The organism is Spirillospora sp. NPDC052269, from assembly GCF_040679435.1.
In the GTDB taxonomy this organism is placed as follows: domain Bacteria; phylum Actinomycetota; class Actinomycetes; order Streptosporangiales; family Streptosporangiaceae; genus Spirillospora.
Genome location: NZ_JBFAUU010000013.1, coordinates 14,335 through 40,021, shown reverse-complemented (window position 1 = coordinate 40,021; position 25,687 = coordinate 14,335). Strand labels below are relative to the sequence as shown.

At 70.6% G+C, this 25,687-nt stretch carries 22 protein-coding genes; 16 read left to right on the top strand and 6 right to left on the bottom strand.

The genetic code is table 11. From position 1 onward, the window contains the following. Positions 1–18 precede the first annotated feature (18 nt). From AB0L06_RS26905 to AB0L06_RS26885, 5 genes are all read left to right on the top strand, one after another. Positions 19–978 carry a helix-turn-helix domain-containing protein gene (locus AB0L06_RS26905; protein ID WP_500233878.1) on the top strand — a complete coding sequence of 320 codons (960 nt, stop codon included), beginning with the start codon at positions 19–21 and terminating at the stop codon, positions 976–978. Continuing rightward, positions 975–1,160, top strand: coding sequence for a DUF397 domain-containing protein (locus tag AB0L06_RS26900; protein WP_500233877.1), 186 nt, complete (start codon positions 975–977; stop codon positions 1,158–1,160). Before AB0L06_RS26905 ends, AB0L06_RS26900 begins: the two co-directional genes overlap by 4 nt. A 58-nt stretch (positions 1,161–1,218) precedes the next feature. Further along, complete coding sequence (locus tag AB0L06_RS26895) at positions 1,219–1,581, top strand: nucleotide pyrophosphohydrolase (protein WP_500233876.1); 363 nt, start codon at positions 1,219–1,221, stop codon at positions 1,579–1,581. Positions 1,582–1,675: 94 nt separating this feature from the next. Continuing rightward, on the top strand, positions 1,676–3,616 hold the full coding sequence (locus tag AB0L06_RS26890) for a DNA/RNA helicase domain-containing protein (protein WP_500233875.1): 1,941 nt from the start codon (positions 1,676–1,678) through the stop codon (positions 3,614–3,616). An 81-nt stretch (positions 3,617–3,697) separates the two neighbouring features. Beyond that, positions 3,698–5,338, top strand: a complete 1,641-nt coding sequence (locus AB0L06_RS26885) for a hypothetical protein (protein ID WP_500233874.1) — start codon at positions 3,698–3,700, stop codon at positions 5,336–5,338. Here AB0L06_RS26885 and AB0L06_RS26880 read toward each other — a convergent pair. Together AB0L06_RS26880 and AB0L06_RS26875 are read right to left on the bottom strand one after the other, a co-directional pair. Further along, entirely contained in the window at positions 5,331–7,439 is a 2,109-nt protein-coding gene (locus AB0L06_RS26880; RefSeq protein ID WP_500233873.1) for a hypothetical protein, read from the bottom strand. The genes AB0L06_RS26885 and AB0L06_RS26880 overlap by 8 nt on opposite strands. 98 nt (positions 7,440–7,537) lie before the next feature. Continuing rightward, the gene (locus AB0L06_RS26875; protein ID WP_500233872.1) at positions 7,538–7,885 is read right to left on the bottom strand and encodes a MerR family transcriptional regulator; all 348 of its coding nucleotides are present in this window, start codon (positions 7,883–7,885) and stop codon (positions 7,538–7,540) included. Between the two features lie 50 nt (positions 7,886–7,935). On the opposite strand from AB0L06_RS26875, the gene AB0L06_RS26870 reads away from it, so the two are divergent. The 9 genes from AB0L06_RS26870 (at position 7,936) to AB0L06_RS26830 (ending at position 18,705) form a co-directional block, all read left to right on the top strand. Beyond that, entirely contained in the window at positions 7,936–9,129 is a 1,194-nt protein-coding gene (locus tag AB0L06_RS26870) for an MFS transporter (RefSeq protein WP_500233871.1), read from the top strand. 29 nt (positions 9,130–9,158) lie between these two features. Beyond that, positions 9,159–12,308 carry an AfsR/SARP family transcriptional regulator gene (locus AB0L06_RS26865; protein WP_500233870.1) on the top strand — a complete coding sequence of 1,050 codons (3,150 nt, stop codon included), beginning with the start codon at positions 9,159–9,161 and terminating at the stop codon, positions 12,306–12,308. Between the two features lie 93 nt (positions 12,309–12,401). Further along, positions 12,402–13,973: an MFS transporter gene (locus tag AB0L06_RS26860; protein WP_500233869.1), complete on the top strand. Its 1,572-nt coding sequence runs from the start codon at positions 12,402–12,404 to the stop codon at positions 13,971–13,973. A 108-nt stretch (positions 13,974–14,081) separates the two neighbouring features. After that, a complete protein-coding gene (locus AB0L06_RS26855) occupies positions 14,082–14,987 on the top strand; it encodes an SPFH domain-containing protein (RefSeq protein ID WP_500233868.1) in 906 nt (301 codons plus the stop codon). A gap of 3 nt (positions 14,988–14,990) precedes the next feature. Then, complete coding sequence (locus tag AB0L06_RS26850) at positions 14,991–15,257, top strand: type II toxin-antitoxin system antitoxin (RefSeq protein ID WP_500233867.1); 267 nt, start codon at positions 14,991–14,993, stop codon at positions 15,255–15,257. 70 nt (positions 15,258–15,327) lie between these two features. Beyond that, positions 15,328–15,960: a GOLPH3/VPS74 family protein gene (locus AB0L06_RS26845; protein WP_500233866.1), complete on the top strand. Its 633-nt coding sequence runs from the start codon at positions 15,328–15,330 to the stop codon at positions 15,958–15,960. Between the two features lie 240 nt (positions 15,961–16,200). Beyond that, complete coding sequence (locus AB0L06_RS26840) at positions 16,201–16,878, top strand: lysophospholipid acyltransferase family protein (protein WP_500233865.1); 678 nt, start codon at positions 16,201–16,203, stop codon at positions 16,876–16,878. Positions 16,879–16,958: 80 nt separating this feature from the next. After that, positions 16,959–17,639, top strand: a complete 681-nt coding sequence (locus AB0L06_RS26835; protein ID WP_500233864.1) for a 3'-5' exonuclease — start codon at positions 16,959–16,961, stop codon at positions 17,637–17,639. Positions 17,640–17,790: 151 nt separating this feature from the next. After that, the gene (locus tag AB0L06_RS26830; RefSeq protein ID WP_500233863.1) at positions 17,791–18,705 is read left to right on the top strand and encodes an ATP-binding protein; all 915 of its coding nucleotides are present in this window, start codon (positions 17,791–17,793) and stop codon (positions 18,703–18,705) included. Positions 18,706–18,851: 146 nt separating this feature from the next. On the opposite strand, the gene AB0L06_RS26825 is transcribed toward AB0L06_RS26830, so the two are convergent. Beyond that, the gene (locus AB0L06_RS26825) at positions 18,852–20,309 is read right to left on the bottom strand and encodes an MFS transporter (protein WP_500233862.1); all 1,458 of its coding nucleotides are present in this window, start codon (positions 20,307–20,309) and stop codon (positions 18,852–18,854) included. Positions 20,310–20,736: 427 nt separating this feature from the next. Here AB0L06_RS26825 and AB0L06_RS26820 point away from each other — a divergent pair, with 427 nt between their 5' ends. Continuing rightward, positions 20,737–21,315: a TetR/AcrR family transcriptional regulator gene (locus tag AB0L06_RS26820; protein ID WP_500233861.1), complete on the top strand. Its 579-nt coding sequence runs from the start codon at positions 20,737–20,739 to the stop codon at positions 21,313–21,315. Between the two features lie 423 nt (positions 21,316–21,738). Here the strand turns inward: AB0L06_RS26820 and AB0L06_RS26815 are convergent, their stop codons facing one another. Beyond that, positions 21,739–22,806 carry a mechanosensitive ion channel family protein gene (locus AB0L06_RS26815; RefSeq protein ID WP_500233860.1) on the bottom strand — a complete coding sequence of 356 codons (1,068 nt, stop codon included), beginning with the start codon at positions 22,804–22,806 and terminating at the stop codon, positions 21,739–21,741. A 153-nt stretch (positions 22,807–22,959) separates the two neighbouring features. Here AB0L06_RS26815 and AB0L06_RS26810 point away from each other — a divergent pair, with 153 nt between their 5' ends. Continuing rightward, positions 22,960–24,597: a CocE/NonD family hydrolase gene (locus AB0L06_RS26810; RefSeq protein WP_500233859.1), complete on the top strand. Its 1,638-nt coding sequence runs from the start codon at positions 22,960–22,962 to the stop codon at positions 24,595–24,597. A gap of 57 nt (positions 24,598–24,654) precedes the next feature. On the opposite strand, the gene AB0L06_RS26805 is transcribed toward AB0L06_RS26810, so the two are convergent. Further along, entirely contained in the window at positions 24,655–25,104 is a 450-nt protein-coding gene (locus tag AB0L06_RS26805; protein WP_500233858.1) for a peroxiredoxin, read from the bottom strand. Then, positions 25,101–25,682, bottom strand: a complete 582-nt coding sequence (locus tag AB0L06_RS26800) for a histone deacetylase (RefSeq protein ID WP_500234109.1) — start codon at positions 25,680–25,682, stop codon at positions 25,101–25,103. Before AB0L06_RS26800 ends, AB0L06_RS26805 begins: the two co-directional genes overlap by 4 nt. Positions 25,683–25,687 lie beyond the last annotated feature (5 nt).

The window sequence follows — 25,687 nt, the reverse complement described above, 5'->3', positions numbered from 1 at the left end:
GCAGACGGCCGCGTTCGGTTGCACACTGCGACCGAACGCAGAGCGTCATCGCTCGGCACATTCCGTAGCATCGGTCCGCTCAAAGGGGGAACGGCCTTGCCCAGCCCTTACGTCCGCCGCCGCCGTCTGGCCGCGGAGCTACGCAAGATCCGCGAAGACCGGGACCTGACCGCCGACGAGGTGGGCCGCCTGGTCTACGCGTCCCGAACGAAGATCACCCGTCTGGAGAACGGCCAGGTCCGCCCCGACCTGGGCGAGATCATGAACATCCTCGAACTCCTCGGCGTTGAGGGCCGCCAGTACGACCGGCTCGTCAAACTCGCCCGCGAGGCCGGGCAGCGCGGCTGGTGGGACAGGTTCGGCGACACCATGGGCCCCCGCCAGAAGCTCTACGCCGACCTCGAGGACTCGGCCGAAACCATCCGCGAGTACACACAAACGGGCATGCCCGCCATCCTCCAGACGCCCGGGTTCATCCAAGCCATGGTCGAACTCGACGCTCTCCAAGGACCGCTCCCCTACAAACCAGAGCGCATGGCGGAGGCACGAGCACGCCGCCAGCGTCATCTCCTGGATACGGACGGCCCGATCTACGAGGCCGTGCTGGATGAAGTCATGATCCGGCGGCTGGACATCCCGCCTGCCGTCATGGCCGAGCAACTCCGCCACGTGGCCGCCGTCGTGTCCGGGAGCGAACGCATCACGGTCCGCGTCCTCCAAACCGGCACTCGGGTGCCGGGCGGGTTTCTGCCCAAGGCCACCTTCTCGCTCTACACGTTCCAGGAACCCGGTGATGCACCACTCGCGGTCGTAGACAACGTCACCGCCGACGTCGTCCTCGGCAAGCGCAGCGAAATCGCGCGATACACCGGAATCTACGGGCGCCTTCAGGGTGCGGCCTTGGCTCCGGAAGACAGCCTCGTCTTCCTCGGACTGGTGGCCGATCAGCTGTCAGAGCAGACAGGATCGGAGGCATGACCAAGAACTACACGAGCTGGCGCAAGTCGAGCCACAGCGAACCCAACGGCAACTGTGTCGAGGCTGGCCGCGCCGCGGACGGCGCGATCGGCGTGCGTGACACCAAGGCGCCGCGCATCACTCCACCACTGGTGTTCACCAAGGACGACTGGCAGAGCGTCCTCGCCCACCTTCGCAAGTAGGGCGACATGCGCGTCCTGGTTGGATTCTGGGCCGGGAGGGGCGTACTAGCCTGGTTCGGTGGAGAGCATTGAAGAGCTGGCCGGGCGGTTGCGGGAGTTCGCCACCGAGCGGGACTGGGAGCAGTTCCATACGCCCAAGAATCTGGCGATGGCGCTCTCGGGTGAGATCGGCGAGCTGGTCGCCGAGTTGCAGTGGCTCACGCCCGAGCAGAGCGTCCGGGTGATGGACGATCCGGAGGCGGGAGCGCGGGTCCGGGCCGAGTTGGGCGATGTGTTCTCCTACCTGACGCGGCTGGCCGATGTCTTGGGCGTCGATCTGCTGGAGGCCGCAGCCGACAAGATGGCGGAGGGGGCTTTGCGGTACGACGCCGAGACCTATCGGGGGTCCGCGCGTAAAGCCCCTCCGCTTCGGCCTACCTGAGGTCGGTTTCCACCGATAATCTCTTCGCGTAAGCGTTAGCGGCCCGACGGGCTTCTGCTGAGCGTCCCTGAGGACGGTCGGCGGACACGCTCCCATGCCGCACGAGGAATTCGTGCTGCCTGGGAGCTGGTTCGTGTCGACGGCCTTCTGCACGTCCGCCGAAAGTCTTATCGCGTCGCCCATCGAGCGACAGCTCGTCGGGATCATCAACGACCACCTGAGAGCGATGACGGGGCGCGGGGCGGGCGAGAGCGAACGGAAGTCCTGGCGCCGCAGCCTCCCGGTGCTGGCGCGTGACCTGGTGGAGGCGGGTCTCGGCAAGGTCGAGATGCTCGTCGAGTACAAGATGCCGCGCAGCGACAGGCGCGCCGATGTCGTGCTCGCCGGGATGGACCGGCGGACCGGCCGCGACGTCTATGTGGTCGTCGAGCTGAAGCAGTGGAGCCAGGCCGGGCTGTTCGAGGAGAACGAGAAGCTGGTCGTCGTCCCCGGTTACACGCGGGAGGCGGAGCATCCGCTGCTCCAGGTTCGGGATTACTGCGACGCGATCACGAATTCCGTGGCCGCTGTCCACGACGAGCCCGAATCGGTGCGGGGCGTGGCCTACCTGCACAACGCCGAGGACCGAAATGTGAACGACCTGTTCGATCTCGTCCAGGACGAGCGGACCCGGATGTTCACCAAGACGCGGCGCGGCGCGTTCCTGGACTACCTGCGCGCCCAGTTCGCGCCGGAGCCCGGCGCCGGAGCCGCCGACCGGCTGCTCGACAGCACGATCGCGCCGTCGAAGAAGCTCATGGAGGCGGCGGCCGAAGAGATCAGGAACCGGGAGCAGTTCGTCCTGCTGGACAAGCAGCGTGTGGCCTACGAGATGGTCATGCACGCGGTGCGGCAGGCGTACCGCTCGGACACCAAGCGGATCGTCGTCATCACCGGCGGGCCGGGCAGCGGCAAGAGCGTGATCGCGCTCTCGCTCCTGGGCGAGCTGAACCGGCAGGGACGTTCGGTGCTGCACGCCACCGGATCCCGCTCGTTCACCCAGACGATGCGGAAGCACGTCGGCAAGGGCGACCGGCGGATGCAGGAGCTCTTCACGTACTTCAACAGCTTCATGGACGCGGAGAAGAACGAGCTAGACGTCCTGATCTGCGACGAGGCACACCGCATCAGGGAGACCTCCGAGAACCGGTTCACGCGCGCTGCGCAACGCACCGGCCGCCCGCAGGTGGACGAACTGATCGCGGCCGCGCGGGTGCCGGTGTTCCTCCTGGACGAGCACCAGGTGGTGAAGCCCGGCGAGACGGGGACGGTCGAGGCCATCCGGAGCCACGCGCGGAACCTCGGGTTCCGGGTGCACCAGGTCGATCTGGACGGTCAGTGGCGGTGCGGCGGCAGTGCGAAGTACGAACGGTGGGTGCTGGACCTGCTCGGTCTCCGCGACGAGGACGGCGAGCCCCACCCGTGGGCCGGGGACGGCGGTTTCGAGGTCGTCCTGGCGAAGTCGCCCGCCGAACTGGAGGATGCCCTGCGGGAGAGGACGCGCGGCGGTGGGACCGCCCGGATCTCGGCGGGGTACTGCTGGCCGTGGAGCAAGCTGGGCGAGGGCAACACTCTCGTTCCGGACGTCAGGATCGGGGACTGGGCGCGTCCGTGGAACGTCAGGGGCGACCGGGCGGTGGGGCAGGCCCCGCCCAGTGCCCTGTGGGCGACCATGGACGGCGGTTTCGACCAGATCGGCTGTGTCTACACCGCGCAGGGCTTCGAGTACGACTGGTCGGGAGTGATCATCGGGCCTGATCTGATCGCCCGGCACGGGCGGCTGGTCACCGTCCGCGAGGAGAACCAGGACCCCGTGCTGGCGAGGAGGAGCGTCTCCGACAGCCAGGTCGAGCAGCACATCCGGAACATCTACAAGGTTCTCCTGACCCGCGGGATGTCAGGGACCGTCATCCACGCCACCGATCCTGAGACGCAGGAATTCCTCGCCGGACTTCTGGCGGACACCTCTGGAGCCGGAGACGCGCCTTCCGCCTGACATCCGTCGGAGCCGAATCCGGTACTTCCACCTCGCGGCTACAGTGCTGGGAGACTTGGGACGCGAGCGGTGGAGGATTGTGTGACGGCGGAAAGGGGCTCGCAGCGGTTCGCGCGGGTTCCTGTGGGGGCCGATGCCGATCGCTGGTCGACGTTTGCGGGGGCGAAGAAGGTTCTGGTCGTCGTGCATTCGGTGACGGCGTTGGGGCGGCTGCTGGATGTGCTCGCCGTTCTTGAGGACGAGTTGCGGGCGCAGGTCGTTTACACGCGGATTCCGGCTTCGGCTTTCACGGATGGCGTTGAGGAGTTTCTGCGGGACGTCGGGGCGCTGGTCATTCCCTGGGAGCAGGCGGTCAGGGAGTCGTTTGATCTGGCGTTGAGCGCGTCCAGCAGTGGGGATCTGCATCTGGTCAAGGCGCCGCTTATTGTTATGCCACATGGCATTGGTTACAATAAGTATTTGAAAACGGAAAACGGAAAACGGAAAACGGTCTACGGGCTTGGGGAGGAGCAGCTCGTCCGGGGTGGGCGGGTGGTTCCGGCCGTTTTGGTGTTGTCGCATGGTGAGCAGCTCGTCCGGCTGAAGGAGTCGTGTCCGGAGGCTGTGCCGCACGCCGTGGTCGCGGGGGACGTCTGCTTCGACCGGATGGCGGCGAGTGGTGAGTGGCGCCGCGTTTATCGGGAGCGGCTCAGGGTTCGGGACGGGCAGCGGCTGGTCGTTGTTTCGTCCACCTGGGGCTCTACTTCGTTGCTGGGTGCTGATCCCTCGGTTGTGGGGCGGCTGTTGCGTGAACTGCCCGTGGACGAGTATCGGGTTGCGGCGGTCGTGCATCCGAATGTGTGGCATGGGCATGGGGCCTGGCAGGTTCGGTCGTGGCTCGCGGATTGTCGGCGGGCTGGATTGTTGTTGATTCCGCCTCGGGAGGGGTGGCGGGCCGCGCTTGCGGCGGCGGATTGCGTGGTCGGGGATCACGGGTCTGTGACGTTGTACGGGGCTGCTCTGGGGCGTCCGACTGTGCTTGCCGCTTATGACGAGGACGACATCTCGCCGGGGACGGCGATGGACGTTTTGGCCGACGTGGCGCCTCGGCTTCGGGATGGGGTTCCGTTGCGTCCTCAGATTGAGGACGCGATGAGGCGGCATGATCCGGCGCTGGGTGAGTTGTTCGCGGGGTTGGCGGTCGAGCGGCGAGGTGAGGCCGCTGCCGTTCTTCGGGAGGCCATGTACCGGCTGATGGGGTTGCCCGAGCCGGAGCGGCCGGCTCGGGTGGTTCCGGTTCCGCCTGCTGAGGTTGAGCGGGCCGAGTGGGGCGTGGACGGGCCCGGGGTGCTGGTTGCTTCGTGCGACGCGGACGGACGGGTCGAGCGGGTGCCGCTGATGGGCGAGGTGCCTCGGCTTGGGGAGTCCGCCCATGTTGTTGTGGAGGATGCCTGCACCGATATGCGGGCACGCGGGTTCGCAGGTGTTCTTGTGCGTCGGGCAGGTTCCCCTGGGCCGATGGCGGGTGTGGCGCCTGAGCGGGTTTTCGCCTTGCTGCCTTCTTGTTCGGTGGTCGCGGACGTTGAGGACGACGGGTGTGTGGTGTGGCTCCGGGATGGGGCCAGTTTGAAGTTGCGCGCCGATGTTCCGGATCTGGGCGTGCTGGGTTCGCTGGCCTATAGGCGGCCTATGCCGAAGCGGTTGCGCTTGGGGGAACGTGTCATTGACGTGGACGTCAGCTGAGGGGTTCCTCGCGGAGGCGGTCCGCGCGTTCGCTGTGGACGCGGTCGTAGGCGGCGATCGCCTGTTCGCGGTAGGACGGCCTGTCGGCTGGGTCGGCGAAGCGGGACAGGGCTTCCAGGATTTCGGCCTGCTGGTAGGGGCGGTCTTCGTCCCGCATGATGTCCAGGGCTGATTTCAGGGTGGCCACTGCGTCAGGGGTGCGGCCGGCTTGTCCTTGGGCCTGGCCCAGGGTGAAGAGGGTGCGGCCCTGGTTGTACTGGTCGGGCTTGATGTCGCCGTTGTGGTCGCGGACGTTGGCGAAACGCTCGCCGGATTCGGTGGCGTAGGCGATGGCGGATTCCCACTCCCCCAGGCCGAGGGACACGCGTGCGAGGTGGTGCAGGTTGATGGCCACGCCACGGGGACGGTCGTGCCGTTCCTCCAGGGAACGTGCTCGTTCGAGGTAGGGGCGGGCATCTGCGTAGTCGCCTGCGTCCAGGTAGGCCCGGCCCATGAATTCCTCGGCTGAGGCCAGGTTGAGGGGGTCGCCTGTGTCGAGTGCGGCATCCCGGGCCCTGGCGAGGACGGATCGGGCCGCAGCGAACTGCCGGGTCTCGAAGTAGGCGCGGCCAAGCTGCGTTGTCAGGCGGAACAGCCAGCGTGCGTCGTCCAAGGCTTCGGCGGCTTCCAAGCCGCGTTCCAGGACGGGGATGAAGGTGCCGTAGGGGCGGGCCGAAAGCTGGAGCGCCCACTGGGCTTCGCATAGCTGAACCGTTAGGTCGTGCCAGCCGCGGTCGTAGGAGGTGTAGGCGACAGCGCAGAGGTTCGGGTGTTCGAGTTGCAGCCAGTTCAGTGCGCGCCGTTTCGTGCCGAACGGTGACGGGCCCAAGGTGTCGTAGACCGTCCCGAAGACCGGACGGTAGGGGTTCGCTGTGCGGTCAGCCGCGGCAGCCGTCGTCAGGTACCACTCGATCGTGCGGCGGACGGCCGCGTCCCGTTCGTCCTCGGGCAGGCGGATGGCCGCGGTGGCGTTGGCGTGGCGCCGGATGCGGTCCGGCATGTGGAAGCGGTCGTTCTCGCTGCGCAGCAGCTGGTGATCGGCGAGGGCGTCCAGCACGTCGAGGGCGGAGTCCTCGTCGGTGCCGAGGAGGGCCGCGGCCGCCGCCGGGACGAACGAGACCGGCCCGGCCGCCGTCCCGAACCGGTCGTCGGCCGCGGGATGCAGGCCGAGCAGGGCGAACCCGCGTTGGGCGGCCGGCGGAAGCGACTCGTACGCGCCCTCCCCCAGCGTCATGATCACACTGTTCCCGGCCAGGTCGCGGCGCAACCGGCGGACGGCCGCGCCGACTCCACGCCTGCCGGCGGCCACGTGCGCGGCGGCGAGGCGCAGCGTCTCCGGGTGGCCTTCGCAGAGGCGCAGGAGGTCGTCCACGGCATCCGGGTCGGCGTCGATGTGGTCGGCGCCCGCGACGGTGCGGAGCAGTTCGCGGCCCGCCCAGTCCTCGAGTTCGCCGATCGGGAGGTCGTCGCAGCCGTGCTCGGCGAGCAGCGGCACGGGGTCGCGGTCGGTGATGGCGATGACCATGGACGCGCTGGACGGCGGCAGGAACGGCGCGAGCTGTCCCGGGAGTTCGACGCCGTTCAGGACGAGCAGCACGCGCTTCGCGGCCGTCGCGCGCAGCCAGAGCGGGATCGCGCCCTCGCGCTGGATGGCGTCCTCGGGGACGTCGTTGGCGCGGAGGAGAGGTGCGAGCAGGTCGTCCGGTGAGGCGGCGGCGCGTCCGCCTGTCGCGGGAAGGTCGAGGAAGAACCGTCCGTCGGGGAAGTGGTCGGCGTGGTCGTGGGCCCAGCGCAGGGCGAGTGACCGCCGTCCGATGCCTGAGAGCCCGCGCAGGAGGACGAGTGCGGGCGTGCCGGGTTCGCGTGGGCGTTCCCAAGCCTCGTCCAGGCTGCGAGCTTGTGGGACGCGGTCGACGAAGGGCGCGGGGGCTGCCGGGAGGGTGAACCTTGCGAGCGCTGTGTCCAGGTGCGTGCCGTAGTTGTTCACGATGGTGTCCGCATGCGCGACCATCAGGACCTTGTTGGCACTGCCGGTGAAGACGTTCTCGGTGGACGCACCCATCAGCCTTCGAAGCCTCCGCCTCTGGCAATCGTCCCCCCGGACGGGCCCAGTCTGCCAAAGGCGTGCCGCGCGCGCACGAGCGATCGGCGGCGGCGGCGCTATTTCCTGGCGATGACCGTGTCGAGGAGGGCTCGGGAGGTTTCGAGGGCTTCGATGGCGGCGGTCATGCGGGCTCGTTCGCGGTGGAGGTCGGCGAGGAGGTTGGGGCAGGTGGGGGTGAGGTGGTGGGGGTCGCCTTCGAGGCAGGGGAGGACGGTGGCGATGGTGGCGGTGTTGAGGCCGGCGGCGAGCAGGGAGCGGATGCGCCGGACGGTCTCGACATCCTGCGCGGCGTACTCGCGGTAGCCGCTGGGGAGGCGTTCGGGGGTCAGGAGGCCCTGCTCCTCGTAGTAGCGGAGGAGGCGTTCGGAGACCTCGGTGTGGCGGGACAGCTCGCCGATGCGCATGGGACGCTCCCTTGACTCTCACATAGGTGTGAAACTTTAGTTTACGTCGCATGAGCAGGATCTTCGTGTTGCTCGCGGCGTTGGGCGCGAGCGTTTTCGTGGTGGGGACGTCGGAGTACCTCGTGGCCGGGTTGTTGCCGCAGGTGGCCTCTGACCTGGGAGTTTCGGTGGCGGTGGCCGGGCAGTCGGTCACCGCCTACGCGCTGGGTGTCGTCGTGGGCGGGCCGCTGGTGACCGCGGCCACGGTCCGGCTTCCGCGGCGGGCGCTGGCGGTGGGGCTGCTGGTGGTGTTCGCGGCGGGGAACGCGTTGTGCTCGGTCGCGCCGTCCTATGGGGTTCTGATCCTGGGACGCGTGATGGCGTCGCTGAGCCACGCGGCGTTCCTGACGCTGGCGTTGATGCTGACCACCAAGGTCGTGCGGCCGGAGCGCGTCGGGACGGCGATCGCGGGCGTGGCGGCCGGGTTCTCCGTGGCGACCTTGCTGGGCGTTCCGGTCGGGGTGCTGATCGGTGAGAGCGCCGGGTGGCGGGCGCCGTTCGCGGTGCTCGCGGGGTTGGCGCTGGTCATGGCGGTGGCGTTGGGGATTCTGCTGCCGACGGGTGAGAGGAGCGAGACACGGGTTCGGGACGAGGTCCGGACGGTGGTCTCGCGGCCCGTCCTGCTCGTGGTGGCGACCACGGCGGTCGGGATGGCGGCCGTGTCGAGCGTGTTCACCTACCTGGCGCCGTCGCTGCGGGACGTCGCCGGGTTCGGCGCGGCGGCCATTTCCGGGCTCCTGGTCGTGTACGGCATCGGCAGTCTGGTGGGCGGGTTGGCGGCCGGACGGTTCGCTGACCGCTCTCTTGAGCGGACAGTGCGCGGGACGTTCGGCGGGCTGGCCATCGTGCTCGTCGTAGTGGCGTTGGCCCTGCCGTGGAAGGTCGGCGCTGTTGTGGGAGTGCTGGCGTTCGGGCTGTTGGCCTCGGCCACAACACCGACCTTGCAGAGCCTGCTGCTCAAGTACGCCGGCAGTGCGCCCACCCTGGCGATCTCGGTGAACGTGGCGGCGTTCAACATCGGGATCGCGGTGGGATCCGTGGTCGGCGGTCTCGTCATCGCAGATGTCGGGGCGCGCTGGACCGGGCTGGCGGGAGCGGTGCTGAGCCTGGCCGGACTGGGATTGTCCTATCTGGTGCTCCCCCGGCGTCGGGTGCAGCCCACGGTTGCGGATCGGTCGGATTCCAGGGTCGAGGTCTCGCACTAGCGCGCGCCCGATACGGGAGTATTGCCCGTATGGAGTTCGGTGTTCTGGGACCTGTCGAGGCGCGACTCGGCGAGGAGAGCGTGGCTGTGGGCGGGCCTCGTGTGCGCGCGCTACTGGCCATGCTGGCGCTTTCCGCCGGACGGGTGGTGACGACCGAGCACCTGATCGACGGGCTGTACGGCGAGGACGCGCCCGCCGGGGCGGTCAACGCGTTGCAGTCGCAGGTTTCGCGGCTGCGGCGTGGGCTCCGGGACGCGTCGCTGGTCGAGGGGCATCCGGCCGGGTACCGGCTGAATGCCCCTGGCGCGCAGGTGGACGCGTTGCGATTCGCCGAGCTGGCCCAGGACGGACGGCGCGCACTCAGCCGTGGGGAGGCGGCCTTGGCCGTCGAACTGCTGGAGGAGGCGGTCGGCCTGTGGCGGGGGCCCGCTCTGGCGGACGTCCGAGAGGCGCCCTTCTCTGAAGGACAGGCGGCGCGACTGGAGGAGGCACGCGTCGCAGCCCTTGAGGACTTGGCCGAAGCCCAGGTCTCGGCCGGTATGCCCGGCGCGGCGGTTGAGCGGCTGCGGCAGGTTGTCGAGGCCCATCCGCTTCGCGAGCGCGCACGAGGACTCCTCATGCGCGCGCTTCACGGGACCGGACGACAGGCCGAGGCGCTGGAGGTCTACGAGAACGCGCGGCAGGTTCTGGCCGAGGAGCTGGGGGCCGATCCGTCCGGCGAGTTGGCGGATCTGCATGTGGCGATCCTGCGCGGCGACCTCGAAAAGCCCGTTCCGAGCGCTGCGCCTATGGACGCGCCAGTAGCGGTCGAGGTCGAATTGCCGGCGGCCGTCCGGACGATCCCTTCGCAGCTGACCAGCTTCGTGGGCAGGGACGATGAGCTGCGGCGCATCGGGGAAATGCTGGCGAACGGCCGGTTCGTGACGCTGCTCGGGCCGGGTGGTGCGGGCAAGACGCGGCTGGCGGTGGAGGCCGCCACACGGCAGCAGGGCGAGGTCTGCTTCGTCGAGCTGGCCACGGCCGGCGCTGGCGAAGAGGTGGCTCCGGCACTGGTCGGAGCGCTCGGCATGCGGCGGGACGACCAGGTCTCCGATCCCGTGGAACGGCTGGTGGCGGGGCTTTCGGGGCGGCGCGTCCTGCTCGTCCTGGACAACTGCGAGCAGGTCGTGGAAGAGGCGGCACGGCTGGCGCACCTGCTGCTGACGTCCTGCCCGGAACTGCGTGTGCTGACGACCAGCCGTGAAGCGCTCGGGGTGACCGGCGAGATGCTGTGCCCCATTCCACCCCTGCCTTTGCCTCCCGAGGACGCGGGCGCGCACGAGGCGGCGGACTTCGCGGCGGTGCGGCTGTTCGTGGAGCGGGCGGAGGCGGTCCGTCCCGGTTTCATGGTGGACGAGGAGAACGCGGGCGACGTCCGGCGGATCTGCGCCGCACTGGACGGCCTGCCGCTGGCGATCGAGCTGGCGGCGGCACGGCTGCGGTCGCTGCCGGTCGCCGAGGTCGCAGCGCGGCTGGACGACCGGTTCCGGCTGCTCTCGCGCGGGAACCGGGCCGCCGCGCCCCGGCACCAGACGCTCCGCGCCGTCGTCGGGTGGAGCTGGGACCTGCTGGACGACGACGAGCGGACCCTCGCGCGGCGGCTGTCGGTCTTCTCCGGCGGCTGGACGAGGGAGACGGCCGAGGCCGTCAGCGACGTCCCCGACGCCGAGTGGCTGCTCGAGGGCCTCGCGGAGAAGTCGCTGGTCCGGACGTCCGACGGGGTGCGGTTCCAGATGCTCGAGACGATCCGGGCGTTCTGCGCCGAACGGCTCGACGAGGCCGGGGAGACCTCGGAGATCCGGGCCGCGCACGTCCGGTACTTCCTCGACCTGGCCGAACGCGCCGACACCGAGCTGCGCGGGCACGACCAGCTGAAGTGGCTGGCGCGGATGACCGACGAGCACGGCAACCTGCACGCCGCCCTGCGGCACGCGGTCCGGAACGACCCGCGAAGCGGGATGCGGCTGGTCGCGGCGCTGTCCTGGTACTGGTGGCTGCGCGGCCGGGTGGACGCCGCACCCCTCATCGGCGAGCTCCTCGTCCAGCTCGGCGCGGACGTTCCGTCCGACCTGGACGAGGAGTACGTCCTGTGCGTCGCCAACGCGTTGACGTCCGGGGCGTCCGGGCCGCGCACGACGGTCTGGCTGGAACGCGCGACCGAGCTGGTGAACAACATCCGCCGGCGGCTTCGGCACCCTTCGATGATGGTGTTGTGGGCGCTGACCGCGGGCCCTGATCCCGACTCGCTGCCCGCCTACTCCGACTGGATCGAGGACGAGCCGTGGACGCAGGCGCTCATCAAGATGAGCGACGGGTACATGCTGCAGTTCCGCGGCGAGCTGGTCGAGGCGGAGGTGGCCTGCTCGGCGGCCGTCGAGGGGTTCCGCGCGCTCGGCGACCGCTGGGGCGTCGCGAACTCCCTGGACCCGCAGGCGCACATCGCCGACCGGCTCGGCGACCGCGAGCGGGCGCTGCGGCTGCTGAACGAGGCCCTGACCCTGACCCGGGACCTGGACGCCCTCGAGGACACCTCCGACCTGCTCTCCCGGCGCGGCGAGGTGCACGTCCACAACGGCGACCTCGCGGCCGCGCGCGCGGACCTGGAGGCCGCGCGCGAGCTGAGCCTGCGGGCGGGCACCCCGGACAAGACCGCCGCCGCCTACGTCGGTCTCGGCCGGGTGGCCAGGCTGAGCGGCGACATGGCGGAGGCGCGGCGGCTGCTCGAGACGGCGCTCACCGGGTACGCGTCCGAGCGTTTCCTCGCCATCGCCACCAAGGCCGCCGCGAAGTCCGGCCTCGGCTGGATCGCCGCGAGTGAGGGCGACCTCGTGCGCGCGCGGGAACTGCATCGCGAGGGGCTGTCCCTGGCGTTCGAGCATCCGATCTTCATGCACCGGGCGGAGGCGGCGCTCGGTCTGGCGAGCGTCGCCCTTGCCGAGGGGAACGCTGAGCGCGCCGCGTTGCTGGTGGGGGCGTCCACGTCGCTGGCGGGTCTGCTGCCTGCCGCCGACCCTGACCTGGCCCGCGTCGTATCCGGCGTCCGCGCGGCCCTCGGGGACGAGGCGTTCGAGAAGCTCCGCCAGCGAGGCGCCGACCTCTCCCCCGAGGACGCCAAGGCCACGGCCCTGTCCGACGGGTAGGCACCCCGCGTCCGATCAGGTGTTCAACCGCGCACCGACGGCGGTGCGCGGTTGGTGCGTGGGCGGTGCGAGCCGTGGCCGAGAGTCCGGGCCATGGAAATCACCAAGGCTCGCAAGTGGGGCACGTTCGCGGTCTGCGCCCTGGTGGCGCTCGTGCCGAACGTGGACATGACGGCGCTGAACCAGGCGGTGCCGAAGCTGTCGGCGGATCTGGACCCGTCGGCCACGCAGATCCTCTGGATCGCGGACGCGTACGGGTTCGCGCTGGCCGGACTGCTCATCACCATGGGCGTGCTCGGCGACCGGCTCGGGCACAAGCGGGTGCTCCTGGGCGGGGTCGCGGCGTTCGCGGCCGCGTCCGCCGCGACCGCGTACGCGCCGTCCGCCGAGTGGCTGATCGTGGCGCGGGCGGTGCTGGGCGCCGCCGGGGCGACGCTGATGCCGTCCGCGCTCTCGCTGGTGCGGCGCGTGTTCGTCCAGCCGAAGGAGCGGACGATGGCCGTCGGCATGTTCATGGGCGTCGGCGGCCTGGCGGTCGGGCTCGGGCCGCTGCTCGGCGGCGCGCTGCTGAACCACTTCTGGTGGGGTTCGGTGTTCCTGATCAACGTGCCGGTGATGCTGGTCGCGCTGCTCCTGGGCCTGCTGGTGCTGCCGGAGTCGCGGAACCCCGACGCCGGACGGCTGGACCTGCCGAGCGTGCCGCTGTCGGTGATCGGCGTCCTCGGCCCGGTGTACGCGATCAAGGAGACCGCCGCGCACGGGATCGCGCACCTCCGCATCGGGATCGCGCTCGCCGTCGGACTGGTGGCCCTGGTGTGGTTCGTCCGGCGCCAGCTGACCGCCGCGCACCCGCTGATCGACATGTCGCTGTTCCGCCGGGCGGCCTTCAGCGGAGCGATCGCGACGAACATGTTCGCGATGTTCGCCCTGATCGCGCAGTCCCTCATCTTCTCGATCTTCTTCCAGATGGTGTACGGCTGGTCGCCGCTGCGGTCCGGGCTGGCCGGGCTGCCCGGCGCGGTCGCCGCGATGGTCGGCGGCGCGGCGCTGGCCCCGCCGCTGATCAACGCGATCGGACGGGCCCGGACGGTGGCCGCCGGGCTGGCGATCGCCGCCGCGGCCTACGCCTCGTTCACGCTGGTCGACGGCGGGACGGCCTACTGGACGCTGGTGCTGCCGATGGCGATGTCCGGCATCGGGATGGGGATGGCGCTGACGGTCACCGGCGACACCGTCCTGGCGTCGGTGCCGAAGGACCGCTCGGGCGCCGCGTCCGCGATCTCCGAGACGGCGACCGAGCTGGGCGGGGCGCTCGGGATGGCGGTCCTGGGCAGCGTCCTGACCGCGGTGTACCGCGACCGGATCACCGTCCCGGACGGGCTCTCCGCGCCGGCCGGGCACGCCGTCCGCGACTCGCTGCCCGCCGCGCTGCGGGTCGCGGCCTCGCTACCGCCGCGGCTCGGGTCGCAGGTCACCGACCTGGCGCGGGGCGCGTACACCGACGGCATGCACGCCGCCCTGGTGTGCAGCGCCGGGTTCGCGGCACTGGTCGCGGCGGCCGCGCTGGTGACGCTCCGGTCCGTCCCGAAGGTCATCGAGGACGACGCGGAGGGCGGCGCCGTCGACCGGGCCGGGGACGAGGCGCGGGCCGAGACCGTCCGCTGACCTGGCGGATCCGCCACATTCGGCCCGCTCCGGCGGGCCGTCGGCGTCACCCCCCTTGGAAAAAGTGATATCACTTTGCTAGATTGATGCCATAGCCAAGGAGGCGTGATGGAAACAGCACAGGTGGAGATGCCCCGTCCGAAGGTCGCCGAGCGGCCCGCCCGCGACATGGGCGGATGGCCGATGGCGGGGCTGGCCCTGCTGGTGATCCTGGCGGGGGTCGCCCTCTTCGCCGGGGGCGTCGGGTCCAAGGGCGTGGGGTCGGTGGTCGCGGTCGTCGCCGGAGTCCTGGTCTTCCTCGCGGGCCTCGCGCTCGCGGCGGGGCTGACGGCGGTCGCGCCGGGCGAGGCGCGGGTCCTGCAGCTCCTCGGCAGCTACAGCGGGACGGTCCGCACCGACGGCCTGCGCTGGGTGAACCCGATCACCTCGCGCCGCCGGGTGTCCACCCGGATCCGCAACCACGAGACGGGCATGGCAAAGGTCAACGACCTGGACGGCAACCCGATCGACATCTCGGCGGTCGTCGTCTGGCAGGTCGAGGACACCGCGCGCGCCGTGTTCGAGGTGGACGACTTCGTCGAGTTCGTCGCCTTCCAGACCGAGGCGGCCGTCCGGCACATCGCGGGCGCCTTCCCCTACGACGCCGCCGACCGGACCTCGCTGCGCGAGAACGCCGACGAGATCACCGCCCAGCTGTCGCAGGAGATCGCGCAGCGGGTGGCGTCCGCCGGAGTGAAGATCGTCGAGTCCCGGATCACCCGGCTCGCGTACGCCCCGGAGATCGCCCAGGCGATGCTGCGGCGCCAGCAGGCGGGCGCGGTCGTCGCGGCCCGGCAGAAGATCGTGGACGGCGCGGTCGGCATGGTCCAGCAGGCCCTGACCAAGCTCGACGAGGAGCACGTGGTGGAGCTGGACGAGGAGCGCAAGGCCGCGATGGTCAGCAACCTGCTGGTGGTGCTCTGCGCCGACCGCGACGCCCAGCCGGTCGTCAACACCGGATCCCTCTACCAGTAAGCCGTGGCCACCGAGCGCAAGAAGATCCTGCTGCGGCTCGATCCCGCCGTGCACGACGCGCTGACGCGGTGGGCCGGGGACGAGTTGCGCAGCACCAACGCCCAGATCGAGTTCCTGCTCCGGCGCGCGCTCGCGGACGCGGGCCGGATGCCGAAGGAGGCGGGGCGGATGCGGAGGCCGGGGCGTCCGGCCAAGGACGAGGACGGCGGTGAGGACTCCGCCGGGACGGGGACGGACGGGGAGCCCACGGGAGACCCGCCCGGAGAGTAGGGCCGGAAGGCCCGGCCGGAGCGCCGGAGCACCCGGCCGGAGTAGAGCCGGAAAGTAGAGGTCGAGTCACATGGTCCAGATCCCGGAGACACTGCCCCAGCGGATGTTCCTGCTGGCTTACGACACCCGCAAGCGGCGCCTGACACTGCGCGGGGAACGGCTCGGATTCGTCCTGCGGGCCGCCGCGCTCACCGAGCTCTACCTGGACGGGCGACTCGGCGAGGAGCGCGGCAAGCCCGCCGCCGGAACACCCGGACCGGACCCGTACGGGGTCGCCGCGCAGATCGGAGCCTCCCGGCCGCGCCCCTGGCAGCACTGGGTGCGCAAGGACGCGCGGGCCATGGTCCGGACCGTCCGGGACGAGCTGGAGAGCGGCGGCTGGATCCGGCTGCGTCCGCGCCGCGTCCTGGGGCTCATCCCCACCACCGGGATCGAGATCCGCGACCCGCGCGTGCTGAAGACGCTGTCGGGCGGCGTGACCTCCGCACTGCGCGGACGCCCGGTCGCGCACGTGAACAGCCTGGACGCGGCGGCGGTCGCGCTGGCGGCGGCGGGCGAGGTCCGGACGGTCGTCCCGAGGTCCGAGAACCGTCGCCACCGCGCCCGGATCGCCGAGTTGACGGCCCGCACCGGGCCCGCCGCCCCGGGGCTGCGCAAGGCCGTCCGCCAGCAGCGCGCCGCCATGGCCAGCGCCGGCGGCTGACACGGCCGCTTCCAGCGCGGGCGCACGAGCGGGCGCTCACGGGGGGCGCCGCTGGTTCGGCACGTATGGGAGTCGGTACGCATCGGAGGAACATGCGTACCGGCTCTGTTTGCCTACAGCTACCGGGCTTTCCGCCCATGACCCACCTTGACAAGTAGTGGATCCTACAAAATTCCCCCCCGCCGACTTGTATCACCCCAACAGGGCGGGCGTTTGTGGGCACAACCTAGCGTTTTAGGCATGGACCCCGAACGCCTCGTCTACCCCCTCGCAAAGTACGTTCTCCTCGGACCCGCCCTGCGGGTCGCGTTCCGTCCACAGGTGTCGGGGTTGCACCATGTGCCACGGTCCGGACCGGTGATCCTGGCGGCCAACCACCTGGCGGTGTGGGACTCCCTCGTCATGCCCCTGGTCGTCCCGCGGCAGGTGTTCTTCCTGGGCAAGCACGAGTACTTCACGCGGCCGGGCCTGCTGGGCCGGGCTCAGGCGGCGTGCTTCCGCGGCATCGGGGCGATCGCCGTGGACCGCGCGGGCGGACGGGCGGTGGTGGCGGCGATGGACGCGTCGGCGGCCGTCCTGGAGCGCGGAGAGGTGTTCGCACTGCACCCCGAGGGCACCCGCTCCCCCGACGGACGCCTGTACCGGGGCCACACCGGGGTCGGGCGCCTCGCGCTGCGGACGGGCGCGCCGGTGATCCCGGTCGGCATCGTCGGGACCGACCGCGTGCAACCGCGCGGGCAGACCCTCCCGAGGCCGGGCCGGGTCGAGGTCCGCTTCGGCGAGCCCCTGGAGTTCACGGGCGCCGAGCGCGACCGCGAGGACGTCCGGCACGCGACCGACCAGGTCATGCAGGCGATCCAGAAGCTCTCCGGGCAGGAGTACGTGGACTCCTACGCACCGATCCGCAGGCGCGCCTGAGCCGTTGCCTCCGTGGTGGCGGCGCCGGGAAGCGGCTAAATCGGTCGCGGACGGCGAACGCCGCCGTTACGGTGCCGCGCATGGAGGATTTCGGACGCTTCTTGAACGTGGTCGACGTCGAGGCGACCTGCTGGGAGGGCCGCCGGCCGAAGGACCAGGTCAACGAGATCATCGAGGTCGGCCTCTGCGTGGTGGACCTCTCCACGCGCGAGCGCGTGGAGAGGCACCGCATCCTCGTCCGTCCCGAGCGCTCGCGCGTGAGCGAGTTCTGCACCGAGCTGACCGGCCTCACCCAGGACGAGGTCGACACCGGCGTCTCGTTCCCCGAGGCGTGCGCGCTGCTGGAGCGCGAGCACTTCAGCCATATGCGCGCGTGGACGAGCTGGGGCGACTACGACCGGAAGCAGTTCGAGCGGCAGGCGGCCGCCGTCGGCGTCCGCTATCCGTTCGGGCGGCGCCATGTGAACGTGAAGGTCCAGTGGTCGGATGCCCACCGCCTACCGCAGAAGATCGGCATGGCCGGTGCGCTCAAGCACGCCAAGCTCCCCTTGGAGGGACGGCACCACAGCGGCGTCGACGACGCCTGGAACATCGCCGCACTGGTGCTTCGCCTTGTCGAACGTGGCGACTGGCCCACCGGACCACGCCCCGGAGCGCCCGCACCGCGCCCGGCGATGCCCACCCCGCAGCCCAGGGCGTCCGCTCCGCGTCCCGAGGAGTCCGCTCCGCAGCCCAAGGCGTCCACTCCGCGTTCATCCTGACAACGTCATTCCGGAGTGGCGATCCCCCACGCCGTGCTCTGGCGGTGGGACGGTATGGCTGTGTGGACGCTGGGACAGGTTTGGGACCTGCGGACGGGGCAGGCCCATGACAACCGATACGTCCAGCCGACGTACGGGAGGCGTTGAGAGCGTGGAGATCAACCTCGAACTGCGGCTGCCCCGGGACACCACGAGCGTCCCGGCCGCACGGCGGCTGCTCGACTCGTCGCTGGCCGCGCTCGGAGTGGACGAGTCGATCCGCGGCGACATCGAGCTGATGCTGACCGAGGCGTGCACCAACGTGATCCGGCACGCGCGCGCGGGCGACGACTACACCGTGCGCGCGACCATCGTGGACGAACGGTGCGTGATCCGTGTGATCGACTCCGGACGGGGCGTGGACGCGCGGACCGCCGAGGCCGCGGGGAGGCCCCCGACGCACACCGCAGAGTCGGGGCGTGGCCTGCAGATCATGCGCGTGCTGGCCGACGACGTGCGCTTCCACACCTTCCCTGATCGTGGCTCCCTCGTGGCGTTGGAGAAACACCTGAGCTACCGGGAGGGCAGCTTCGGCAGTCGGCTGTCCGAGTCGGACTGGTCCTCGAACAGCGGCTCCAACGGCCTTTCGGACGCCCATGACCTGTCGGGCATGGGCGAGGCCGTCGACCCGGAACTCCAGGGGTTCGCCACCCGCCTGTTCGATATGGCCCGTGCGGGGCGGACCGACGACCTCGTCCCGTACCTCGCGGCCGGGGTCCCCGCGAACCTCAGCAACGGAAAGGGCGACACGCTGCTGATGCTCGCCGCCTACCACGGGCACGCCGACACCGTCCGCGCGTTGGTCGAGCATGGCGCCGACCCCGAACGCGCGAACGACCGGGGTCAGCGCCCGCTGGCCGGCGCCGTGTTCAAGAAGGAGCCGGCGGTCGTACGGGCGCTCCTGGAAGCGGGCGCCGATCCTTGGGTCGGCGATCCGTCCGCGGCGGAAACGGCGCGGACGTTCGGGCACAGCGACATCCTGGCCCTGTTCGAGAAGACCGGCGAGCGGCGTCCAGCAGGGTCCTAGGCCCCCATTTCGCATCGTCGCCTTGGGCTGACCAGGCGATACGACGAGTTATCCACAGATCGCGCTCCACCTTTCCCCTTGGTTCGGGCCTCGGCACGATGGAGGCACCGGCGCGTCCGAGGCGGACGTCGCCGGTGCCGGTCCGATCAGGCGTCGGGCCGGTCCGATGACCGTGCCGGGCGAAGGGTGGAGAAGGCGATGAACGAGGCGAGCAGGGCGAAGGCGGCTCCGGTGACGAACGTCCTGGAGAAGGCTTCGACAGGGGCGTGCCCGCCGGAGCGCCCCGCGACGGCGTCGAAGACCGCCACCATGACGGACACGCCGAGGCTCGCGCCCGACCACATCACGGTCTGTGCGACGCCGGCGGCCGCACCCGAGTCTTCGGGCGTCACGCTCGACAGGATGGTCGCCATCAGCGGCATCACCGTGAGACCGCCGCCCGCGCCGTACAGCAGGAGCGGGCCGAGCAGCCCGGCCGCATAACCCTGATGCGGGTCGAGCGTGGTCAGCCAGAGCATGGCCGTGGCCACCAGAAGCGTGCCGGTCGTCACCAGTACGCGCGCGCCGAACCGTTTGAGTAGGCGGGGCCCGCAGCGCACCACCACGAACTGCGTGCCGACGATGGGCAGGAACGCGGCCCCGGCCTCCAGCGGCCCGTACCCCAGGTTCTGCTGGAAGTACTGCGTGAGGAAGAAGAAGCCGCCGAACATCCCGGAGACCAAGGCCGCCAGCCCGGCGAAGGCGCCCGCGCGCTGCCGGTCGGTCACCAGCCTCAACGGGACGAGCGGGTGCGGCACCCGCGCCTCTACGAGCACGAACACCACGAAGAGCACGGCCGCCGCGCCCAGTACGCCCAGCGCCAGGGCGTCGTGCCAGCCGTCCGAGCCGGTCCGGATGAGCCCGTACACGAGCGCGGTCAGCCCGAGCGTGCCGGTCACCGCTCCGGCACCGTCGACTCCGACCGAACGGCGCGGGGTCTCGCTGAGCACCCGAGGCGCCGCCACCGCGATGAGCAACCCGATGGGGAGATTGATGAAGAACACCAGCCGCCACGAGGACAGGTCCGTGAGCAGGCCGCCGAGCAGCATGCCCAGCGCGCCGCCCAACCCGGTCACGGCGGACGAGACACTGAGCGCGCGCACCCGGGCGGCACCGGCGAACAGTGTGGCGATCAGAGCCATGGCGCTGGGCGCGGCGAGCGCCGCACCGACGCCTTGGAGCGCGCGTGCACAGATCAGCACTCCGCCGTTCGACGCGACGCCGCCGAGCAGCGAGGCCAGCGTGAACAGCGCGATCCCGCCGACGAACGCGCGCCGGCGGCCGATGATGTCGCCCGACCGTCCGCCGAGCAGCAGGAGCCCGCCGAACGCGAGCGTGTAGCCGTTCTGCACCCAGGCGAGACCGCCCGTGGACAGATCGAGCGCCCCGCGGATGTCCGGAAGGGCGATGGTGACGACCGAGGTGTCGACCCCGACCATGAGCTGGCAGCCGACGATGACCGCGAGAACGAGTCCGGGATGATGGGGGGAATCAGGCGACGGGCGCGACGAGGAGGCCTTCGGACTCTCCTCGGCCTTCACCCGTCCGCCCGGAACAGTCGACAAGACGACCTCCGAGGGCCAAGATTTAAGGAACGGAAGCGTTCACTATGCGCCGAACGTACCACCCACGCCCATCAAAGGGAACGCTCGCGTTCACTATTTCCGCCCCCCACCGACCCCCGAGGGGAGCGCCCCCACCCCCACCTCTCAGCAGAACGACCAGCCCGCGCGGGCCGACAGGTCCATGTGAAGCAGCGCAGCCACGCGGAGCGACAGGCCCATACGAAGCAGGTCGTAGATACGAAGCAGGCCACGCCCAGCACGTGGCGCCCCCACGCAAAGCAGCACACTCAGGCAATGCAGCGTGCTCAGGCGAAGGAGCACGCTCAGGCGAAGGAGCACGCTCGGGCGAAGGAGCACGCTCGGGCGGAACGGCGGCGCGGTTGGGTGGGGTGGTTCGTTTGGACGGGGTGCTGGGGAGGTTTGGGTGGTGAGTGCGACTACGCGGCGGCGTGGGGAGGCGCTGGAGAGCGCGATTCTGAACGCCGCGCTCGATCAGCTGGCGGAGGTCGGGTATCTCCGGCTGACGATGGAGGGGGTCGCGGCGGCGGCGCAGACCGGGAAGGCGGCGCTCTATCGTCGCTGGTCGGGCAAGGAGGAGCTGGTCGCGGACGCGCTCGAGCATGTCCTGCCGGTGCCCGCAGACGTGCCGGTCCACGACAACATCCGTGACGATCTCATTGAGTTGATGGGCTGCTACCGGCGCGTCGTGGACGTCACCAGGGGCACGGCCTTCGAGATGCTCAAACAGGACGGGGAGCAGTCCAAGGACCTGATGCGCGACGTCGTCCGGGAGCGAGTGATCAATCCGCTCAAGCGGCAGTTGCTCGCGGCGCTGGAACGGGGTGTGGAACGTGGCGACGTCCGTGCGTCCGCCGCCACGCCCATGTCCGCCGAGATCGGGCCCGCCATGGTGATGTACCGCTGCACGCTCGACGCGGAGGGACTCACCGACGACTACCTCACCGAGCTCGTCGACAACGTCCTGCTACCTGCCGTCAGAGCCTGACGCGAGGGCAGTCGGGCGCCCCACTCGTCCGCGGCCATCGCGACGGCGACCCGCCGAGCAAGCCGGACAGACCCGCGAGCAACCCTGGCCAGGCCCGACGGCAGGAGCAAGCCCGGAGCAATCCAGGGAAGGGCCCGACGACGCGAAGAGCAAACCCGGAGCGGGCCCGACGGAAGGAGTAAGTCCGTCGTGGGCCCGACGGAAGGAGTGAATCCGGGGCGGGCCTTACGGAAAGGGCAAGTCCGCTTTGGGCCCGGCGCGAGGAGGAAGCCCGGGACGGGCCCGACGGCAGGAGCAAACCCGCCGTGAGCCCGACGGAAGGAGTGAATTTGGGGTGGGGGTGACGGGAGGGGTGACTTCGTGAGGCGGGCCCCCGGTGGGAGGAGTGAATCCGGGGGGCGGTGTGAGTCGGCCGGGGGGGTGTCAGTCGGTTGGACGTGGGTGGTCGCTGGTCAGCTGGGCGAGGGAGTCGGGGAGGAGGAGCTTGCGGGTGGGCGGGGGCATCTCGATGCCTTCGAGGCGGAAGCGGCGGTGCAGGCGCTTCACGAACTCGTGCTTGATGCGGAACTGGTCGCCGAACTCGATGGTGCGGAGGATGACGGTGAAGTGGATGCGGGAGTCGTCGAAGGTGTGGAAGCGGACGACCGGCTGGGCGTCCTTCACGCCGCCCTCGACCTCGGCCATGACCTCGTGGCCGACCTCGATGACGACCTTCTCGACGTGGTCCAGGTCGGCGTCGTACGCGCAGCTCGCCTGGATGAGCAGGGACATGTCCTGCGCGGGGCGGTGGTAGTTGGTGAGGATCGTCTTGGAGAACGTGGCGTTCGGGATGACCTCGATGTTGTCCGAGAGGGTGCGGATGGAGGTGTTGCGCCAGTTGATGTCGACGACGTAGCCCTCCTGGCCGCTGCTGAGCCTGATGTAGTCGCCCGGCTCCATCGTCCTGGACGCCAGGACGTGGACACCGGCGAAGAGGTTGGCCAGGGTGTCCTGCAGGGCGAGGGCGACGGCCAGACCACCGACGCCCAGGGCGCCCAGCAGGGGCGTGATGGAGACGCCGAGGCTCTGCAGCATCACCAGGACGCCCACGCCGAGCACGAGGACCTTGCTGATGTTGGTGAAGATGGTGACGTTCGCGGCGGTGCCCTGCCGGATGAGCGCGACCGAGGCGATGATGCCCGCGACCAGGCGGGCGAGCGCCAGCGACACGACCAGCACGGTCGCGGCGGTCAGAACGCGGCCCGTCGCGGTCATCGTCCCTCGGTGGAGGGGCAGGGCGTTGGCCGCGAGCCAGGCGCCGCCGAGCAGGCTGAGCGGCAGCGCCAGGTCGTACAGCAGGCGCGCGGCCAGGTCGTCCCACGTCCAGCGGGTGTCCTCCGCGCGCGCCGTCAGCCGCTTCGCGAACAGGCGGAGCGCGATGGCGACCACGAGGGCCACCACCATGATGGCCCCAGCGATGATGATCGGTTCCCAACCGGGCCATTCAGGCATGCTCCGGCTTCCTCCACACATGTCGAACCTTCAAGACAAAACATCGATCGTAGCTCGGTCGTGCCGCCCGATCGGGGCCATTGGGACAGAGCATCCGGACATCGCGAGGGGTGCGTGACGGGAATGTCCGTGCGGAGGTTTACGATCGGGCAGGTGGTAGGAACGGGGATGTTGCGCCGCCTGGGGGTCACGGCGCTCGGTCTACGGAACGGCCCCCACCGTGTCGAGGTCACCAGGGACGTCGAGGTCCCGACCAGGGACGGTGTGACCCTGCTCGCCGACCACTACGCGCCCGTGGACGTGGAGCGTCCGCCGACCATCCTCGTCCGGTCGCCGTACGGGCGGCGCGGGCCGTTCGGGCTGATGTGCGGGCAGACGTTCGCCTCGCACGGGTTCCAGGCCGTCGTGCAGAGCGTCCGCGGCGGGTTCGGGTCCGGCGGGGTGTTCGAGCCGCTGGACGAGCGCGAGGACGGCCTCGCCACCATCGAGTGGCTCAAGCGGCAGCCGTGGTTCGGCGGGACGTTCGCGATGCACGGGCCCAGCTACCTCGGATACGTGCAGTGGGCGGTCGCCGCCGAGGCCGGGCCGGAGCTGCGCGCGCTGGCGATGCAGGTCACCGCGTCGTCCTTCCGCGACGCGGTGAACGTCGGCGGCACGTTCGCGCTCGAGGCGGCGCTGACCTGGGTCGACCTCACCGCCCGCATGAAGCACCCGCTGTCGGGGGTGACGACCGGCATCATGTCGCCGCGGCGCGCGCGCCGGGCGGCGCTGTCGGGCAAGCCGCTCGCCGAACTGGACGTCCTCGCGACCGGCGAGCAGCAGAAGTTCTTCCAGGACCTGCTCACCCACGAACCGGACACCCCGTTCTGGGACCGCCGCGACTTCACCAGGACGGTCTCGGAGGTGTCCGCGCCGGTCAACATGATCGGCGGCTGGTACGACATCTTCCTGCCCTGGCAGATCAAGGACTACGCCGCCCTGCGCGCGGGCGGCCACCGCCCCTACCTGACCATCGGGCCGTGGTTCCACGCCGACCAGCGGATGATGCGCGGCTCGGTCGGCGAGTCCCTGACCTGGTTCCGCGCGTTCCTGCTCGACGATCCGTCCGAGCTGCGGGAGATGCCCGTCCGGCTGTACATCACGGGCGCGAACGAGTGGCGCGAGTTCCCCGACTGGCCCGTGCCGGGCGTGCGCGAGGAGCGCTGGCACCTGCATCCGGACGGGGCCCTGTCCACGGACGCGCCGCCCGAGTCCGAGCCCGCCCGCTACCGGTACGACCCCGAGCACCCGACGCCGTTCCTCGGCGGCCCGACGCTGCTCGGCGACAGCCATCCCGTGGCCGACCAGGCGAAACTCGAACGACGTCGCGACGTCCTCACCTTCACCTCGCCCGAGCTGGACGAGGACATGGAGGTCATCGGCGCGGTCTCCGCCGACCTGTACGTCCGTTCCGACCGGCAGCACACCGACTTCGTCGTCCGCCTCTGCGACGTGGACGAGGACGGCGTGTCGGTCAACCTCTGCGAGGGCATGCGCCGTCTCGTCCCGAGCGATCCGGATCCAGACGACGACGGTGTCCGCCGCATCGCGGTCGAACTCTGGCCCGCCGGCCACCGCTTCCGCCGCGGCCACCGCGTCCGCGTCCAGGTCTGCAGCGGCGCCTACCCCCGCGTCTCCCGCAACCCCGGCACCGGCGCCCCCATCGGCACCGCCACCGCCCACCTCACCGCCGACCAGGAGATCTTCCACGCCCCCGACCGCCCCTCCGCCATCCTCCTCCCCCGCGTCTGACCCCACCCATGGCGACGCACGACACCCACGCCATGCGCTCGCTGGCGTGTGGGCGGGTCAGAGGTTGCGGAGGGTGGTCAGGGCTCGGTCGGCGTGGACGTTCATGCGGACTTCGGACTTGATGATTTCGAGGATGCGGCGGTCCTGGCCGATGACGAAGGTCTGGCGGCGGGTGGGGGCGAGGGCGAAGCCGCGTTTGACCCCGAACCGGGCGCGGACGGCGCCGTCGGGGTCGGAGAGCAGGGGGTAGCCGAGGGAGTGCTTCTGCGTGAACTCATGCTGCTTGGTGGGGGCGTCGCCGCTGATGCCCACGGGGCGGGCGCCCAGGTCGGCCAGTTCCTCGGCGACGTCGCGGAAGTGGCAGGCCTCCGCGGTGCAGCCGGGCGAGAGGGCCGCCGGGTAGAAGAACAGCACGACCGGGCCGTCCGCGAGCAGGTCGCTGAGACGGCGGGGCGTGCCGGTCTCGTCGGGGAGTTCGAAGTCGTCTACCACATCTCCGACGTTCATGGGCGAACGTTACCAAGGGCGCCGGGGCGGGTCGCCAGGTAGGTGGTGATCTGGTCTGGGGGCCAGCCGTGGGACTCGCGGAGGCCGGAGGTGAGGACGGTGAGGTAGGCGGCGGATGGGGGGTTGAGGTCGGCTTCGGCGGCGCCGTGCGGTGAGGTGAAGGTGAGCATGGGGTGTCCGGCCACGTCACCGACGTTCAGAATGGTGTCGTAGCGGCCGTCGCCCAGGGTTTGGCGGCCGGTGGTGATGGCGGGGGTCAGGTCGATGTCGGCGCCGGTCTCGCGGCGCATCTCCTGGGCGAGGACGTCGCAGAACTGGCCCGCGGTGAGCAGGTAGGCGCGGGCCGGGGCCACGCCGTCCAGGGTGGGGTCGTAGAAGGCCATGCCGCCGCCCCAGACCGGGGACTCCATGGCGAAGTAGATGCCGCCCGGCAGGAGGACGGGGCGGTCGGCGGCGGGCGGGCGCGGGTCGCGGGCGCCGGTGTAGGTGCGCGCGCCGCCCTGGGGACGGCCGCCCTCCAGGTAGCGGAGGAAGCGGTCGCGGTGCAGGTTGGAGCCGTAGGCGGCGTACCAGAGCATCACCC

Bases quoted from the DNA above. Each gene is read 5' to 3' on its own strand.
- AB0L06_RS26845 (WP_500233866.1), top strand. From the start codon at position 15,328: ATGGTCCAGATCCCGGAGACACTGCCCCAGCGGATGTTCCTGCTGGCT.
- AB0L06_RS26890 (WP_500233875.1), top strand. From the start codon at position 1,676: ATGCCGCACGAGGAATTCGTGCTGCCTGGGAGCTGGTTCGTGTCGACG.
- AB0L06_RS26880 (WP_500233873.1), bottom strand. From the start codon at position 7,439: ATGGGTGCGTCCACCGAGAACGTCTTCACCGGCAGTGCCAACAAGGTC.
- AB0L06_RS26860 (WP_500233869.1), top strand. From the start codon at position 12,402: ATGGAAATCACCAAGGCTCGCAAGTGGGGCACGTTCGCGGTCTGCGCC.
- AB0L06_RS26855 (WP_500233868.1), top strand. From the start codon at position 14,082: ATGGAAACAGCACAGGTGGAGATGCCCCGTCCGAAGGTCGCCGAGCGG.
- AB0L06_RS26900 (WP_500233877.1), top strand. From the start codon at position 975: ATGACCAAGAACTACACGAGCTGGCGCAAGTCGAGCCACAGCGAACCC.
- AB0L06_RS26840 (WP_500233865.1), top strand. From the start codon at position 16,201: ATGGACCCCGAACGCCTCGTCTACCCCCTCGCAAAGTACGTTCTCCTC.
- AB0L06_RS26815 (WP_500233860.1), bottom strand. From the start codon at position 22,806: ATGCCTGAATGGCCCGGTTGGGAACCGATCATCATCGCTGGGGCCATC.
- AB0L06_RS26805 (WP_500233858.1), bottom strand. From the start codon at position 25,104: ATGAACGTCGGAGATGTGGTAGACGACTTCGAACTCCCCGACGAGACC.
- AB0L06_RS26800 (WP_500234109.1), bottom strand. From the start codon at position 25,682: ATGCTCTGGTACGCCGCCTACGGCTCCAACCTGCACCGCGACCGCTTC.
- AB0L06_RS26865 (WP_500233870.1), top strand. From the start codon at position 9,159: ATGGAGTTCGGTGTTCTGGGACCTGTCGAGGCGCGACTCGGCGAGGAG.
- AB0L06_RS26875 (WP_500233872.1), bottom strand. From the start codon at position 7,885: ATGCGCATCGGCGAGCTGTCCCGCCACACCGAGGTCTCCGAACGCCTC.
- AB0L06_RS26870 (WP_500233871.1), top strand. From the start codon at position 7,936: ATGAGCAGGATCTTCGTGTTGCTCGCGGCGTTGGGCGCGAGCGTTTTC.
- AB0L06_RS26835 (WP_500233864.1), top strand. From the start codon at position 16,959: ATGGAGGATTTCGGACGCTTCTTGAACGTGGTCGACGTCGAGGCGACC.